Here is a 14615-nt window from a genome sequence, read left to right as displayed (position 1 = left end):
TGGGCCCTTCGGGGCCCATCGGCCTTTCTAGGCGAGAGCGTGATCGTGTCTCTTTGAAACGACCACGCTCTCGATTTCTTATTGCCGCATGATCGGGGCGAACAACCGGTTTCCAGTTGTTCTGATCATGCTCTACGGGAACGCTCGTTCCGGCGGGCCGTTCGCCATGAAGCGACATCAGGAAGGATCGGTCCCATGCGTAAACGCATTTTCGCTGTTCTGGCCACCGCCGTGCTCGCAACGGCCTGGCTCGTCGCCAGTCCAGCTTCGGCTCAAACCACCCCTCTTGGGGCGGCTCCATCGACGAACCTTCAGCAACTCATCCAGCAGGATCAACTGGTCACGCGCTACACCGCCTATAGGCGGGTGGGCGGCGTACGGGGTGGTTATGGTGGTTATCGCCACGCCTATCGCAGGGTTGGCTATGGCGGAGGCTATCGCCACGTCGCCTATCGCCGGGGTGTCTATGGCGGACGCTATGCCTATGGCCGCCCCTATTATCGCGGCGCCTATTACCGGCCTTACGGTAGATACTATGGGGGGTACTATCCTCGTTACGGGGGGTACTACGGCTATGGCGGAGCGGCGGCGGCGGGCCTTGCCGCGGGCGCGATCGCGTCGCAACCCGTCGTGACCGGAAGCGTGGTGCCCGCAGGCTCGAATTACTGCGCGCAGCGCTTCAGATCCTACAATCCCGCGACCGGAACCTATACCGGTTATGACGGCCGGCAGCATCCCTGCCCGTGACAATCTTTTTCTTCAGGAGGGTGAGACGGGCTTAAAAAGCCCGTCTTGTCTTTCGGCTACGCTCGTCGCCCATACACTCCGGAAGGACTCACGCCCTCCAATTGGAGGAGTTTCCCCATGCGTAAGTTTGTTATGGACGCCACTACCGCCTCATTGCTTAAATGATCCAGATGTCCGCGGCGCTCAGTGACATCTTGGCTTTCACGACGGCGAACTTGATAGCGGCCTGGTCGCCATTTCCGTCGGGATCGTAGGACAGGAAGCCTTTGGCCTTGTTGTAGACGATGCGATCGTTTGCATCCTTGGCCTCCGAACCGACATAGAATTTATCCTTGGAGAGCTTGACCGGTTTCGACAGCGATCCCTTGCCCACTCCCTTGAAGAATTTGTCATCGATCAGGATGCGATCTTCCTTGGCCTTGAAATCGACAATCCTGTCGACATTCGTTTTTGCAAGCCGCGTATCGAAGATAAAGCCATCGCGCCCCCCTCCACCGGTCAGCAGGTCATTACCGGCACCGCCGAAGAGAGAGTCGTTGCCGAGGCCGCCCGACAGCGTGTCCTTGCCGTTGTAGCCGAATATCTGCTCGTCGATGTCGGTTCCGGAAAAGCTGTCGGCACCGGCCGTCCCTCGCAGAATGGGAGAGGTCGGTACCGGTGTCGTGGGTGTCGTCGGAGTTGTCGTGAGCGGCAGGCTCACGGTTCGGTCGCTGAATTGCAGAAGCTGGATGTCCTTCAGGATATCCTGGCCATCGGCGTTCTGTCGCCCATCCGTCACCGTGACGGTGCCGTCCGCGTTCGTGACAATGCGGTAGTTCCCGAAGGCGCCCGAGAAGACCGCTATGTCTGTTCCCTCCATGCCGTCGAGAAGATCATTGTTGGCGCCACCCTCCAGGGTGTCGTTGCCGGTGTAGCCGACCAGGATGTTGGCCGCGGCGTTGCCCGTTATCTTGTCGTTTCCTTTGCCACCGTAGCCGTTTTCGATCAGCGACCGGGGATCGTTTTGGTAGAGGCGCGCGAGCGCGAAATTGCCCAACGCGGGGATATTGCTGGTCACAGACTTGTCGAGATCGGCCCGCTGAGCCGTGTTGAAGGTCGAGAATGCTCCTGGCCTGAGATCGAGGGTCACGTCTGTCTGGAAGTTGAACAGGTCGATGGTGTCCTCTCCGCCGCCGTCCCAAAGCGTCATGAAGACTTTGGCGTTCACGCCCGTGATAAGCCACTGGTTCCCGTTGACGAAGACATTCCCGTCCGTGTCCCATTGGTAGAGCGTGGGACCGTTCATGTAATCGAAATTGGCGCCGTACATATGTTGCAGAGCCGCGATATCGTCCTGCATGTAGGTCTGTGGGTTGTCGCTTCCCGTATTGCCCTGGACCGGATTTGTTGCCGCCCCCTCATAGCTGCTGTACGTCATGAGGGAGTAGTTCCAGTTGTTCTGCCCGGCGGGGAGAGGTCCTGGGTTGAGAGGAGAACTGCCGTAGGCACGCTGGTCGTGCCCATGCTTCAGCCCCATTGTATGCCCGACCTCGTGCAGGATGGTCGCGAACCCCCAGTTCCCCGGAGCCGGGGTCTGGTAAGTGGGGTTGATCTGACCCGAATTCATCCAGATGTCGCCGCTGGCAAAAAATCCCTCTGGATAATATCCTGCGGCCGTACTCCAGGAGGTCGTGAGGGCGAATCGGATCGCCCCGCTGAACGTGGTGGTTTCGTTCGGAGCCAAGAAGCTAAGATTCGTATAGGTCTCAATGAGCCCGAGAGCGTAGCTCAAGGTATTTTTCTGATCGATATTGGCTTCTTGGAAGCTATTTGTTTCGTTTCCATAGGTGATCCCGTTGGCGATATTGCCATCGGAATCATAGACGCTTGCGCTGGTCGGGAAGCTGAAGATCAAGGTGTTCCCGCCCCAAGCCACGCCTGAGAGAAGGCCGTCGATCGATGGGTCGTTCGAAAGCGGTATCAACCGCGAGGTCATGCTCCCGTTGTTAAGCCCACCCATCGCAAACCTCCATATTTGGATAGTATATATCGTTACATTATCTAGGCGTAGTTATGCATGAATCGAGCCTTTGCGCTACAGCAAGCTTGCCGAACGAGCCAAATGCGATGCGCAGCGCCCCTTTCTTCGGTAGGTGACCGGCACATGGGGTGTTCTGCGGCATCGACCCGTTATGAGAGGGCCGAGGCCAAACGACCCCGGCGACTCGCAGGAATTCTCGGGAATCTTGGAATTCTCGGGAGTCTTACTTTGCCGCGATGACGGCGATTTCCACCTTGAACTGCGGCGCGGCGAGCTTCGCCTCGACGGTGGCGCGGGCAGGCGTGTGGCCTTGCGGGACCCAAGCATCCCACACCGCATTCATCTCCTGGAACGTCGCCATATCGGTCAGCCAGATGTTGGTCATCAGGATCTTGGTCTTGTCCGTGCCGGCTTGGGCGAGAAGGCCGTCGATGATCGAGAGGATCTCTTTCGTCTGCTCGCCGACGCTCTTGCCGGCGGTGTCGGCCGCAACCTGGCCGGCGAGATAGACCGTGTCGCCGTGAACGACCGCGCCGCTCATGCGGGGGCCGGGCTTGATGCGCTGGATCGTCATGGGAATATCCTTCACTAAGAAACGAGGCCTGCTTTGTCGGTTCGCTTTCGTCTCAGGTCAAGGCGTCAGTAGAGGGTTGTTTTCACCCGCTCTGGCAACGCCTTGTCGTAGGCCTCGCCGCCGACCCGGTTTTCGCTCAACGCCGCCAGCATCTGCCCGGCGCTCGGCACAGCGTTGCGGGACACATGCTTGTCCGGATTCCACAAATCGGAGCGCACGATGGCGCGCGAGCATTGGAAGAACACGGAATCAACCGTGATTACGAGAATCGTTTTGGGCGGCTTGTCGTCGATGGCAAAGCTCGCGAGCAGGCTTGGCTCGACGGAAATCACGGCCCGTCCGTTGACACGCAACGTCTCGCCGATACCGGGAATGAGAAACAGCAATCCGACCTGCGGATCGCGCACGATGTTGCGCAATGAATCGATGCGGTTGTTGCCGCGTCGGTCGGGCAAAAGCAGCGTCTTCTCGTCTTGCACGCGAATGAAGCCCGGCCCATCGCCCCGCGGCGAACAATCCAGTCCCTCCGGCCCGCGCGTTGCGAGCGCTGCGAAAGGCGAAGCCTCGATGAAGGCGCGATAGACCGGCACGACCCGGTCGGTTTCCTTGGCAATCGAGGCTTCGCCCACCTCGCCGTAGAGCGCTTCGAGATCGGAGAATGTGGAGATCGTATGCATGGCGGCGCATTTCACACTAGTTCGATGGTGCGATCAATCGATTGGGGTGGAAGGATTCGAAGCGTAGCTTTCACTTGATGAATCAATATAACATAATAATCTTTTGAAAATTCCCGTTGAGTGATTCCCGTTTTCCCGAAGGCCTTACATGACCAGACCCATCGTGACGAACGTCCTGCCGCAAAATGTCGGCGTAACGAGCACACTGACTCTGACCGCGGGCGACGACGTCCTCACAGGAACGGCGGGAGACGACATTTTCACCGCCACCGAAGCGGATTTGAACCTGGGCGACATCCTCACCGGCGGCGAAGGGAACGATACCCTGCAACTGAATGGCGGGGGAAACTTCAATCTGAGGGACGTCACGCTCAATGGGATCCAAACCATTAAGGGATCCTCAGCTTTCGATTATATCAGCATCGATGCGAGCCAGCTTCAGAATGTTCGGGTCATCGACGGCAACGGGGGAGTGTATGAAGATCTCCTCATCTACGGGACGGCTATCAACCTGGCCGGCAAGACCGTCTCGGGCTTCAGCAGAATCTCTCTCCTAACCAATGGAGCGACCATCACCGTCGATAATGTGAATACCGCACTTGCGGTGGACGGTTCTAACTCCCGCGGGGACCACCTGATCCTGGTCGGGGGAAGCCTGACCGATACGCAGCGCGCACAGATCCACGCCAGGGGCGTCGACACGATCACGGCCGGAGGAGTGACGACAACAAACACAGAGCCGGTCGTCGCCAATCTCGACGGGGACCGGGTCATTTATCCCTTAGGGGCCATCTTTGTTCGGCTCGACACCGGCGCAGCCGCGAGGCTGACCGACGACGATACGCGCTTAACGCGGATCATCGTTAAGGTCACAAGCCGGCAAGTCTTCGGTGATGCGATCGGCATCGACACCTCGGGCGGTTCCATCACCCTTTCCAACGACCTGTGGGCCGGAAGCCTGATCTCCATCGACGGGACGAAGATCGGAAGCCTCGACGCAGCAGCAGGCAATGGTCAATTGTACATCTCTCTGAACACCGCCGCCACGCCGGAGCTGGTGCAGACCCTTCTCCGGGGGCTGACCTACTACAATTTGTTCGAGAGATTGGATGAGACATTGCAGGTCAAAATCACGGTGTCGGATCCCGGCGGTCGCGAGTCCGCCTCGAACGTGACCGTGATCAGGAGCAACAACGAGGCGCCGGGTCCGGTGACACTGGATTCTGCGGCAAGCCTCACTGTCATGGAGAAGACCGCCTTCTCCAGTCTTTTATCCGCGACCGACGACTTGACGCCCGCTTCGAGCCTGACCTTCTCCTTCGACGCGTCGGCTGCAGGTGGCGGGAACGCGGGCGGGTTGTTCGTGATCGAAGGCAACCGGCTCAAGCTCGCACCGGGGCGCAGCCTCGACTACGAGGCGCTCGCCCCCGGGCAGAAATTTGTCACCGTCCATATCAAGGCGACAGACTCCGAGGACGGTGTCGGCGCGTCGCGTGCCATCACGATCAACGTCGCCAACGATCCGTTGGACGATGGGACCGATGGACCGGACACCCTCATCGGCGACGTGGCGGACGAGGTCCTGATCGGAAAGCTCGGTAACGACGTCCTGTGGGGCAACGGTGGCGATGACCACCTGTTCGGCAACGGCGGCAACGACAAGCTTTACGGCGGCGCCGGCGACGACACGCTCAATGGAGGCCTCGGCAAAGATGTCCTCAAGGGCGAGGCGGGCAAGGATGTGTTCGTCTTCGACACGAAACCCAACGCGAAGACCAACGTGGACCAGATCTTGGATTTCGATCCCCGCAACGACAAGATTGCCCTGGACCACACCGTGTTCAAGAAGCTTGGCAAGGTGGGCAAGCTGAACAAGGGGTTCTTCACCATCAGCACCGACGGACAGGGCTCGGCGAAGGACAAGAACGACTACGTGATCTACGACAGCAAAGCCGGCAAACTCTTCTACGATGCCGATGGTAACGGCGCAAAAGCGCCCATCCTCATCGCCACTCTCAAGAAGAATCTCAAGGGTTTCGACGCCGGTGACTTCCTGGTGATCTGAACGCGTGCGTCTTCGCCGTCATGGCCGCGACCGGCGCGGCCATCCACGTCCGCTCGATCACCATAGAATGCCGCTATGATGGCGCGCCTCAGAAATGGGGGAACGGGGTCCCAAACTGCCGCCAGAGCTTTCATACGAAAAAGGCGCGGCTCGCGCCGCGCCTTCTCATGGATGTGAAGAGTAGAGACTCGCGCCTTACTCGCCGGCGGCCTGCTTGGCCTTTTCGGCCTCGCGTTCGGCCTTCAGCTTCTCGGTGATGTCTTCGCCGGTTTCCTGGTCGACGACCTTCATGGAGAGGCGGACCTTGCCGCGCTCGTCCATGCCGAGGAACTTGACCTTCACCTTCTCGCCTTCCTTGACCACGTCGGTGACCTTGTTGACGCGGTTCTTGGCGAGCTCGGAGATGTGGACGAGGCCGTCGCGCGAACCGAAGAAGTTCACGAACGCGCCGAATTCCATCACCTTCACGACCGTGCCCTCGTAGATCGTGTTGATCTCGGGCTCGGCGACGATGGAGCGGATCCAGTTATAGGCCGCCTTGATCGACTTGCCATCGGCGGATGCGATCTTGATGAGGCCGTCGTCGTTGATGTCGATCTTCGCGCCGGTCTTCTCTACGATCTCGCGGATGACCTTGCCGCCCGAACCGATGACTTCGCGGATCTTGTCGACCGGGATCTGCATGGTCTCGATGCGCGGAGCATGCTCGCCGAGTTCGGCGCGCGGAGCGGTGAGCGCCTTGTTCATCTCGTTCAAGATGTGCGCGCGGCCGTCCTTGGCCTGATCGAGAGCGACCTTCATGATCTCCTCGGTGATGCCGGCGATCTTGATGTCCATCTGGAGCGAGGTGATGCCCTGGTCCGTGCCGGCCACCTTGAAGTCCATGTCGCCGAGGTGATCCTCGTCGCCGAGAATGTCGGAGAGAACCGCGAAGCGCTCACCTTCGAGGATGAGGCCCATGGCGATGCCCGCCACCGGACGACGGAGCGGAACACCCGCATCCATCAGCGCCAGCGAGCCGCCGCAGACGGAAGCCATGGAGGACGAGCCGTTCGACTCGGTGATCTCCGACACGACGCGGATCGTGTAGGGGAACTCGTGGCTCGGGGGCAGCATCGGGTGGATGGCGCGCCAGGCGAGCTTGCCGTGGCCGATTTCGCGGCGGCCGGGCGAACCCATGCGGCCCGTCTCACCCACCGAGTAGGGCGGGAAGTTGTAGTGCAGCAGGAAGGTTTCCTTGCGGGTGCCTTCGAGCTGGTCGATGAACTGCTCGTCTTCGCCGGTGCCGAGCGTCGCAACCACGAGAGCCTGCGTCTCACCGCGGGTGAACACGGCCGAACCGTGAGTGCGGGGCAGAACGCCGACTTCCGAGACGATCGAGCGCACGGTCTTGAGATCGCGGCCGTCGATGCGGGAGCCGGTGTCCAGAATGTTCCAGCGCACGACCTTGGCCTGAGCGTCCTTGAAAACAGCCTTGACCTTCTCCGGCTCGAACTTGGCTTCCCCTTCAGCCGGGCAGAGCGCTTCGAACACCTTCGCCTTGACGGCGTCGATGGCGATGTAGCGGTCCTGCTTCTTGGTGAGCTTGTAGGCTTCGCGTAAGGGCTTCTCGGCGATGGCGAGAACGGCCTTCTCCACGTCGGAGACATCGGCCGGCTGGTAGTCGCGCGGCTCCTTGGCGGCCTTTTCGGCAAGCCGAATGATGGCCTCGATGACCGGCTGGAAGTGCTTGTGGCCGAACATCACGGCGCCGAGCATCACGTCTTCGCCGAGTTCCTTGGCTTCCGACTCGACCATCAGAACCGCGTCGGCCGTGCCGGCGACGACGAGATCCAGCGACGTTTCTTCCATCTCCTGGAGCGGCGGGTTCAGCTTGTACTGACCGCCGATATAGGCGACGCGGGCGGCGCCCACGGGGCCCATGAAGGGCACGCCGGAGATCGTGAGCGCAGCAGAGGCCGCGACCATGCCGACGATGTCCGGATCGTTTTCGAGATCGTGCGAGAGCACGGTCACGACGACCTGGGTGTCGTTCTTATAGCCTTCGAGGAAGAGCGGGCGGATCGGGCGGTCGATGAGGCGGGAGACCAAGGTCTCCTTCTCGGTCGGGCGACCTTCGCGCTTGAAATAGCCACCCGGAATGCGTCCGGCGGCGTAGGTGCGCTCCTGGTAGTTCACCGTGAGCGGGAAGAAATCGATGCCGGCCTTCGGCTCCTTGGCCGAAACGACGGTGGCGAGAACGGTGGTCTCACCGTAGGTAGCGACGACGGCGCCGTCGGCCTGACGGGCCATCTTGCCCGTCTCGAGCGTGAGCTTGCGCCCACCCCAGATCAGTTCTTCACGTTGAATATCGAACATGTGGTTTTGTCTTTCATGACAGGGCGGGGCCTCGATGCCATGAGCAAGACGGCAAGCAGCTCCTGGGTGGGGCGAAGAACCCCGACCCTTGAAGCTGCTTGCGATCCTGCCATGGTCATCGCGTCGTCCGCCTCCATTGAAACGCCGGGACTTCGTCTCTTCGGCGTCGGAGCGAAAACGATCGGACCGTGTCCTCGCACTCGCTCCATCCTTTGTTTCAGGCATGACCGTGATACCGGCTCAGGCCCGATGCGTCGCATGATCCTTCGACGACAGCATCCGCTTTGTCTCATCATGCTCTAGGGCATGATCAGAACAAGTGGAATCCGGTTGTTCGCCCGGATCATGCGGCATCAAAAGAATCGAGAGTTTGATTTTTTCAATCTGAAACGATCAAACTCTAGAAGCCGTCCGGAGGCGTGCTCCGGACGGAAGTCTTTATCCAGAAGTTAGCGGCGGATGCCGAGCTTCTCGATGATGGTCTTGTAGCGGCTCTCTTCTTTCCTCTTCACGTAGTCGAGGAGCGAGCGGCGCTGCGAGACGAGCTTCAGAAGACCGCGACGGGAATGGTTGTCCTTCGTGTGGGTCTTGAAGTGGCCGGTCAGGTTGTTGATCCGCTCGGTCAGAATGGCGATCTGGACTTCCGGAGAACCGGTGTCGCCAGCCTTCTGAGCAAATTCCTTCACAAGCGCGGTCTTGCGCTCAGCCGTAATCGACATCGCATGTCCTTTCAGGTTGATATTTTAAGAGATGACCCGCTTTTCAAGGTTCGGGCCGTTGCCGTCAGAGGCGGCCGGGCCGGGATGTCGTCCAGCGCGGTCGGGTCTCATGACGCATCCGGCAGGCAAAAGCCCGCCGAAAGTGCGCGCACCATACACGAAAACACTGCGAGCGCTAGAGAATTCGTTTTTCCGAAGCAAAGCAGGAGGATGCGCAGGTGAGCCAGTTGGCCCCACCCTGCTCTCCTCCCCACAAGGGGGACGGAAAAGAGGTCGTGCCTGACCTCACGCCCCGAGGTTGAACACCCGGTGCGGCACCAGTTCGCCCTGCTCCACGTCGCCCACGGCGACGAGGATGCCGTTGCATGTGGCGTAGATCTTGCCGGAAATCGGTGCGTCGCGGCCGCGCAAAATGATCGACTGGCCGCGCATGAGACGGGCGGCCATGTCGCGGCTCACCGCGACGGAGGGCAGGTCGCTGAGAGCGGTCTCGACGGGGCGAAGCGCCGCCGGTTCGGTGGCGACCTCGTCGACGAGAAAAGCATCCTCTTCCGTGAACGGCCCGACGCGGGTGCGCCGGAGAGCGGCGATGTGGCCGAGGCAACCGATGGCGCGGCCGAGATCGCGCGCGATGGCGCGCACATAGGTGCCCTTGCCGCAATCGGCTTCGAGAATGCTGCGGTTGCCGTCGTGGTGAATGAGAGCGAGGCGGTCGATTTCGACGGTGCGCGCCTGCAATTCCACGACCTCGCCGTCACGGGCGAGATCATAGGCGCGCTCGCCCTGGATCTTGATGGCGGAAAAGCGTGGCGGGACTTGCTGGATGGAACCGATGAAGCGCGGCAGCAGGGCCTCGACGTCCGAGGCCTCCGGCAGCTTATCCGTGCGTTCGACAATCTCGCCTTCAGAATCGTCGGTGTTGGTCTCCGCCCCCCAGGCAACGGTAAACACGTAGGATTTACGCCCGTCCATGATGAAGGGCACGGTCTTCGTCGCCTCGCCGAGCGCGATGGGCAGAATGCCTGATGCCAGCGGATCGAGCGTGCCCGCATGGCCCGCCTTCTTGGCGCAGAGCGCGCGCTTGACCGCCGCGACCGCGTGGGTCGAGGTCATACCGACGCCCTTGTCGAGAACGATCCAGCCGTTGATGTCGCGCTTCTTCGGGCGGTCGCTCTGCTGACGCCGCTGCGGCTTGTCTTCGCTCATGGATCTTACTCGTCGTTATCGTCGTCGGAGGCGGCGGGCTTCGCCGTATCGCGCACGACCTTTTCCGTGCGTAGCAGCGCATCGATGCGCGAGGCCTCGTCAAACGTCTCGTCACGACGGAAACGCAGTTCGGGGGCGAACTTCAGATTCACCCGGCGCGCGACTTCCTGGCGCAGAAGCTTCTTGTTCTGCTCGAGCGCCTTGACCACCGCCGCCTCGTCCTTGCCGCCGAGCGGCATGACGTAGGCTGTCGCGAGCTTGAGATCCGGCGACATGCGCACTTCCGGAATCGTGATGACGTGTTTGCCCAGCACCTCATCCTGCAAATCCCCGCGTGCGAGAATTTCGGCGAGTGCGTGACGCACAAGCTCGGCCACGCGCTGCTGGCGCTGCGAGGGGCCGGTATTTTGTTCGAAACGTTTAGCCATTTTTCAGCCTCCGGGATTGGACCGGGGAAAAACGACTTCATGCCCGAGCCTGAGCCCGGGCATGAAGCCTCTTCACGATGATCTTGGTTCGCGTCTGGGAAGCGGGGCTTAGAGCGTCCGCTTCACCTCTTCCACGCGATAGCACTCGATGAGGTCGCCGACGCGCATGTCCTGGTAGTTCTCGAAGGACATACCGCATTCCTGACCCGCCGTGACTTCGCGTGCATCGTCCTTGAAGCGCTTGAGCTGAGACAGCTTGCCTTCGTGGATGACCACGTTGTCGCGGATGAGGCGGACATGAGCGCCACGCTGCACGACGCCGTCGAGGACGCGGCAACCGGCGATCTTGCCGACCTTGGACACGTTGAACACTTCGAGGATCTGCGCCTCGCCGAGCCGCTCCTCGCGGAGCGTCGGAGCGAGAAGGCCCGACATGGCTGCTTTCACGTCATCCACGAGATCGTAGATGATGTTGTAGTAGCGGATCTCGATGCCGGCCCGTTCGGCTGCTTCGCGCGCTTCCTTGTGGGCGCGCACGTTGAAGCCGAGGACGATCGCGCCTGAAGCCTCAGCCAACGTGATGTCGGATTCGGAGATACCGCCGACACCGGCCTGGATGATACGGGCCGCGACTTCGTCGTTACCGACCTTCTCGAGCGCGCCGACGATGGCTTCCGCCGAGCCTTGCACGTCCGCACGAACCACGAGCGGGAATTCCTTGCGGCCGGCTCCGGCCTTGAGATCGCGCATCATGTCGGCGAGCGTACGTCCGGCCGAGCCCATGCGAGCCGCCTGACGTTCGCGCTTCTGGCGGGTGCGGTACTCGGTGACCTCGCGGGCGCGGGCTTCCGATTCCACCACCGCGACGCGGTCGCCCGCCTCCGGTGTGCCGTTGAAGCCCAGAACCTCGACCGGGACGGAGGGACCAGCCTCCTTCACGTTGCCGCCGAGATCGTTGATGAGCGCACGCACGCGGCCCCATTCGGCACCGGCGACGACAATGTCGCCCGTGTGGAGCGTGCCGCGCTGAACGAGAACCGTGGCCACCGGACCGCGACCGCGATCGAGCTTCGCCTCGATGACAGTACCTTCGGCTGAACGCTCCGGATTGACCTTGAGATCAAGAATTTCCGATTGCAGCGTGAGGCCTTCGAGCAGGATGTCGAGACCCTGGCCGGTCTTGGCCGACACCTCGAATTCGAGGGTTTCGCCGCCCAGCGACTCCACGACGATGGAGTGCTGCAGCAATTCGGTGCGTACGCGCTGCGGGTTGGCGTCGGGCTTGTCGACCTTGTTGATCGCGACGATCAGGGGAACACCGGCCGCCTGAGCGTGGGTGATCGCCTCGATCGTCTGCGGCATGACGCCGTCATCGGCGGCCACGACCAGCACGACGATATCCGTCACCTTGGCACCGCGGGCGCGCATGGCGGTGAAGGCCGCGTGGCCCGGCGTGTCGATGAAGGTGATTTTGCCGCCGAGCGGCGAAGTCACCTGATAGGCGCCGATATGCTGTGTGATGCCGCCTGCTTCGCCGGAGACCACGTTGGTCTTGCGAATGGCGTCGAGCAGCGAGGTCTTGCCGTGGTCGACGTGACCCATGATAGTCACGACGGGCGGGCGGGATGTGAGGTTCTCATCCACGTCGGGAGTGTCGAACAGACCCTCTTCGACGTCGGATTCCGCGACGCGCTTGACGGTGTGGCCGAGTTCTTCCGCGATCAGCTGGGCGGTATCCGCATCGATCACGTCGGTGATCTTGTGCATCTGGCCCTGCTTCATGAGCAGCTTGATCACGTCCACGCCGCGTTCCGACATGCGGTTGGCAAGTTCCTGGATCGTGATCGTCTCCGGAATGATCACCTCGCGGGCGATCTTTTCCTTCTGCTCCACCTGGCGGTGGCCGGTGAGACGCTGCATGCGGCGGCGGAACGAAGCCACGGAGCGCGTGCGCTCGTCTTCGCCGGAGGTTGCCGTGGACAATGTCAGGCGACCGCGACGCTTCTCTTCGCCGGGAGCCGCCTTGGGGGTCTTCGCCGGAATGACGGGCTTCGCGGGAGAGCCGGGACGGCGAATTGTGCGCGGACCGTCCTCGTCATCGATCACGACGGAGCGTGTGGCGACGGGCGGTGCAGTGCGGGTGTTGGGCTTGGCTGTGGTCGGATCAGGAGCGGCCGGAATCGGAGCCGGACGCGCCATATGGTTCAGGCTCGGCGGACGACGGCCATCGGTCGTCGGGCGCGGGCCACCGAAACCGCTGCCGCTGCTGCTGCGCGGGCCTTGGCCCGGTCCAGCGGCGCCGGCGGGACGCGGACCACGGGGACGGTCGCCGTAAGAGCGTTCGCCTTGCGGACGATCCCCGAAGGAACGCTCGCCGCGCGGACGGTCGCCATGAGAGCGATCCCCATGAGGACGGTCTCCATGAGGACGCTCGCGCTCGCCCTGGCGGGGAGCCGGGGCGGCATCGCTTGCGGGGCGCGCGGCCTGTGGAGCGGCCTGTTCGCCGAGACGGCGGCGGGCTTCATCTTCGGCGCGGCGCTTGTGTTCTTCTTCGTGGCGGCGGCGATCGTCTTCCTCGCGCTTGCGGGTCTCGGCGGCCTCGCGTTCGCGGGCTTCCGAAGCTTCCCGTTCGACACGACGCTGAGCCTCGTCCGCCTGACGATGACGGTCTTCCTCTTCGCGACGACGGGCATCCGCCAGCGCGAGGGCGCGGGCATCCCGTTCCTGATCGGACAGAGTCCGCAGAACCACACCCGAGCGAGGCGCGTTCGAGGACGAACCGGACCGTTGCGGGCGTTGACCTTGCGGCGCAGGCTTCGGACTGGGGGCCGACGCAGCAGGTTGCTGCGCCTGAGGTGCAGGCTTCTCGTCCCGCACCGGCGCTCCCGCAGTCACAGGGCGGCGCTTCACAGTCTCGACCACCACCGCCTTCGAGCGGCCATGAGAGAAGCTCTGTCGCACCGTGCCCTGTTCGACAGGTCGCTTCAACGACAGCGTTTTGGGCGCCACGTGCAGCGTCTTGTCGCCTGGATTCTTCGTATCACTCATTCAGCTCAGATCCTGAGGCTTCCAATATCGTGTGTGCGCCGGGCCCCTCGGAGGGGTCGGCTTGAGTAGCTTCGGTGCCGCGATAAGAGCGGTAACGAAGCCAGCGGTTCAGAAAGCCGTCGCTCCCAGCACCCGCGACGAGGGCAGCATGTATCACACCTGACCGGCCTAATGCCAAATCCAATTCATCATTAGACAGCTCTTGGACGACCGGAAAGCTTGATATTGCCTCGCCGAGGCGCTTTCGCAACTGGTTTGCCAGCTTGCGCCGCCCGTCTTCCGCCGCTTCTGCGGCATGAATAAGGGCAACGAGCGGCTTTTCGACGATAGCTGATTCGATCTTCGTGAAGCCGGTGATCACATTACCGGCCTTATTGGCCAACGACAAGCTCTGACGCAAATCCTGCCGCAACACTTGATCGATATCTTCGGCGAGCGTCGGCGAAGTCGTGGCCTCGGTTTTGAAGGCGCGCGCGAAAAGGCGGCGCTTGACCGCCTCCTGCACCTGTTCGGCGTGCGCGCTCACCCAGACGCCGCGTCCCGGCAGTTTATGCCGCAGATCGGCCACGACCTGGCCCTCCGGTCCGAGGACGAACCGGATCAGGTCCGACGAATGCCGGACCTCGCGGGTAACGATGCAGGTGCGCTCCGGTTCATGCCGCGGCACGGGTGATATCCTCGCCTCGTCATCGCCGTCAGAGCGGAGCGTTGCCGGCGATTGCCGGCACACCCGTTCCAGAGCTGGTTGCATGTATGGTCATGATCGTTGGACC

At 61.8% G+C, this 14615-nt stretch carries 11 protein-coding genes; 2 read left to right on the top strand and 9 right to left on the bottom strand.

The genetic code is table 11. From position 1 onward, the window contains the following. The first annotated feature begins 195 nt into the window (after positions 1-195). Positions 196-747 carry a BA14K family protein gene (locus tag AB4072_RS12310; protein WP_441968225.1) on the top strand — a complete coding sequence of 184 codons (552 nt, stop codon included), beginning with the start codon at positions 196-198 and terminating at the stop codon, positions 745-747. 157 nt (positions 748-904) lie between these two features. Here the strand turns inward: AB4072_RS12310 and AB4072_RS12305 are convergent, their stop codons facing one another. The 3 genes from AB4072_RS12305 to AB4072_RS12295 form a co-directional block, all read right to left on the bottom strand. Continuing rightward, positions 905-2722 carry a M10 family metallopeptidase gene (locus AB4072_RS12305; protein ID WP_441968224.1) on the bottom strand — a complete coding sequence of 606 codons (1818 nt, stop codon included), beginning with the start codon at positions 2720-2722 and terminating at the stop codon, positions 905-907. Between the two features lie 268 nt (positions 2723-2990). After that, a complete protein-coding gene (locus AB4072_RS12300; protein WP_441968223.1) occupies positions 2991-3341 on the bottom strand; it encodes a RidA family protein in 351 nt (116 codons plus the stop codon). 65 nt (positions 3342-3406) lie between these two features. Beyond that, the gene (locus AB4072_RS12295; RefSeq protein ID WP_441968222.1) at positions 3407-4018 is read right to left on the bottom strand and encodes a pyridoxamine 5'-phosphate oxidase family protein; all 612 of its coding nucleotides are present in this window, start codon (positions 4016-4018) and stop codon (positions 3407-3409) included. Positions 4019-4166: 148 nt separating this feature from the next. Here AB4072_RS12295 and AB4072_RS12290 point away from each other — a divergent pair, with 148 nt between their 5' ends. Continuing rightward, positions 4167-6083, top strand: a complete 1917-nt coding sequence (locus AB4072_RS12290; RefSeq protein ID WP_441968221.1) for a hypothetical protein — start codon at positions 4167-4169, stop codon at positions 6081-6083. A gap of 195 nt (positions 6084-6278) precedes the next feature. Here the strand turns inward: AB4072_RS12290 and pnp are convergent, their stop codons facing one another. The 6 genes from pnp to AB4072_RS12260 all read right to left on the bottom strand — a co-directional run bounded on the left by pnp (position 6279) and on the right by AB4072_RS12260 (position 14593). Next, the gene (gene pnp / locus AB4072_RS12285; protein ID WP_441968220.1) at positions 6279-8441 is read right to left on the bottom strand and encodes a polyribonucleotide nucleotidyltransferase; all 2163 of its coding nucleotides are present in this window, start codon (positions 8439-8441) and stop codon (positions 6279-6281) included. A gap of 449 nt (positions 8442-8890) precedes the next feature. After that, the gene (gene rpsO / locus AB4072_RS12280; protein WP_441968219.1) at positions 8891-9160 is read right to left on the bottom strand and encodes a 30S ribosomal protein S15; all 270 of its coding nucleotides are present in this window, start codon (positions 9158-9160) and stop codon (positions 8891-8893) included. A 285-nt stretch (positions 9161-9445) separates the two neighbouring features. After that, positions 9446-10366, bottom strand: a complete 921-nt coding sequence (truB, locus tag AB4072_RS12275; protein WP_441968218.1) for a tRNA pseudouridine(55) synthase TruB — start codon at positions 10364-10366, stop codon at positions 9446-9448. 5 nt (positions 10367-10371) lie between these two features. After that, positions 10372-10794 carry a 30S ribosome-binding factor RbfA gene (gene rbfA, locus AB4072_RS12270; protein ID WP_441968217.1) on the bottom strand — a complete coding sequence of 141 codons (423 nt, stop codon included), beginning with the start codon at positions 10792-10794 and terminating at the stop codon, positions 10372-10374. A 108-nt stretch (positions 10795-10902) separates the two neighbouring features. Continuing rightward, a complete protein-coding gene (gene infB, locus AB4072_RS12265) occupies positions 10903-13842 on the bottom strand; it encodes a translation initiation factor IF-2 (protein WP_441968216.1) in 2940 nt (979 codons plus the stop codon). Beyond that, the gene (locus AB4072_RS12260; RefSeq protein WP_441968215.1) at positions 13835-14593 is read right to left on the bottom strand and encodes an RNA-binding protein; all 759 of its coding nucleotides are present in this window, start codon (positions 14591-14593) and stop codon (positions 13835-13837) included. Before AB4072_RS12260 ends, infB begins: the two co-directional genes overlap by 8 nt. Positions 14594-14615: the final 22 nt, after the last annotated feature.

Source organism: Microvirga sp. 2MCAF38, assembly GCF_052115485.1.
In the GTDB taxonomy this organism is placed as follows: domain Bacteria; phylum Pseudomonadota; class Alphaproteobacteria; order Rhizobiales; family Beijerinckiaceae; genus Microvirga.
This window is presented reverse-complemented; position numbering and strand designations above follow the sequence as displayed.

Coding starts and splice junctions, on each gene's coding strand:
- AB4072_RS12295 (WP_441968222.1), bottom strand. CDS start 4,018: ATGCATACGATCTCCACATTCTCCGATCTCGAAGCGCTCTACGGCGAG.
- AB4072_RS12290 (WP_441968221.1), top strand. CDS start 4,167: ATGACCAGACCCATCGTGACGAACGTCCTGCCGCAAAATGTCGGCGTA.
- truB (WP_441968218.1), bottom strand. CDS start 10,366: ATGAGCGAAGACAAGCCGCAGCGGCGTCAGCAGAGCGACCGCCCGAAG.
- pnp (WP_441968220.1), bottom strand. CDS start 8,441: ATGTTCGATATTCAACGTGAAGAACTGATCTGGGGTGGGCGCAAGCTC.
- AB4072_RS12310 (WP_441968225.1), top strand. CDS start 196: ATGCGTAAACGCATTTTCGCTGTTCTGGCCACCGCCGTGCTCGCAACG.
- rbfA (WP_441968217.1), bottom strand. CDS start 10,794: ATGGCTAAACGTTTCGAACAAAATACCGGCCCCTCGCAGCGCCAGCAG.
- AB4072_RS12305 (WP_441968224.1), bottom strand. CDS start 2,722: ATGACCTCGCGGTTGATACCGCTTTCGAACGACCCATCGATCGACGGC.
- AB4072_RS12260 (WP_441968215.1), bottom strand. CDS start 14,593: ATGCAACCAGCTCTGGAACGGGTGTGCCGGCAATCGCCGGCAACGCTC.
- rpsO (WP_441968219.1), bottom strand. CDS start 9,160: ATGTCGATTACGGCTGAGCGCAAGACCGCGCTTGTGAAGGAATTTGCT.
- AB4072_RS12300 (WP_441968223.1), bottom strand. CDS start 3,341: ATGACGATCCAGCGCATCAAGCCCGGCCCCCGCATGAGCGGCGCGGTC.
- infB (WP_441968216.1), bottom strand. CDS start 13,842: ATGAGTGATACGAAGAATCCAGGCGACAAGACGCTGCACGTGGCGCCC.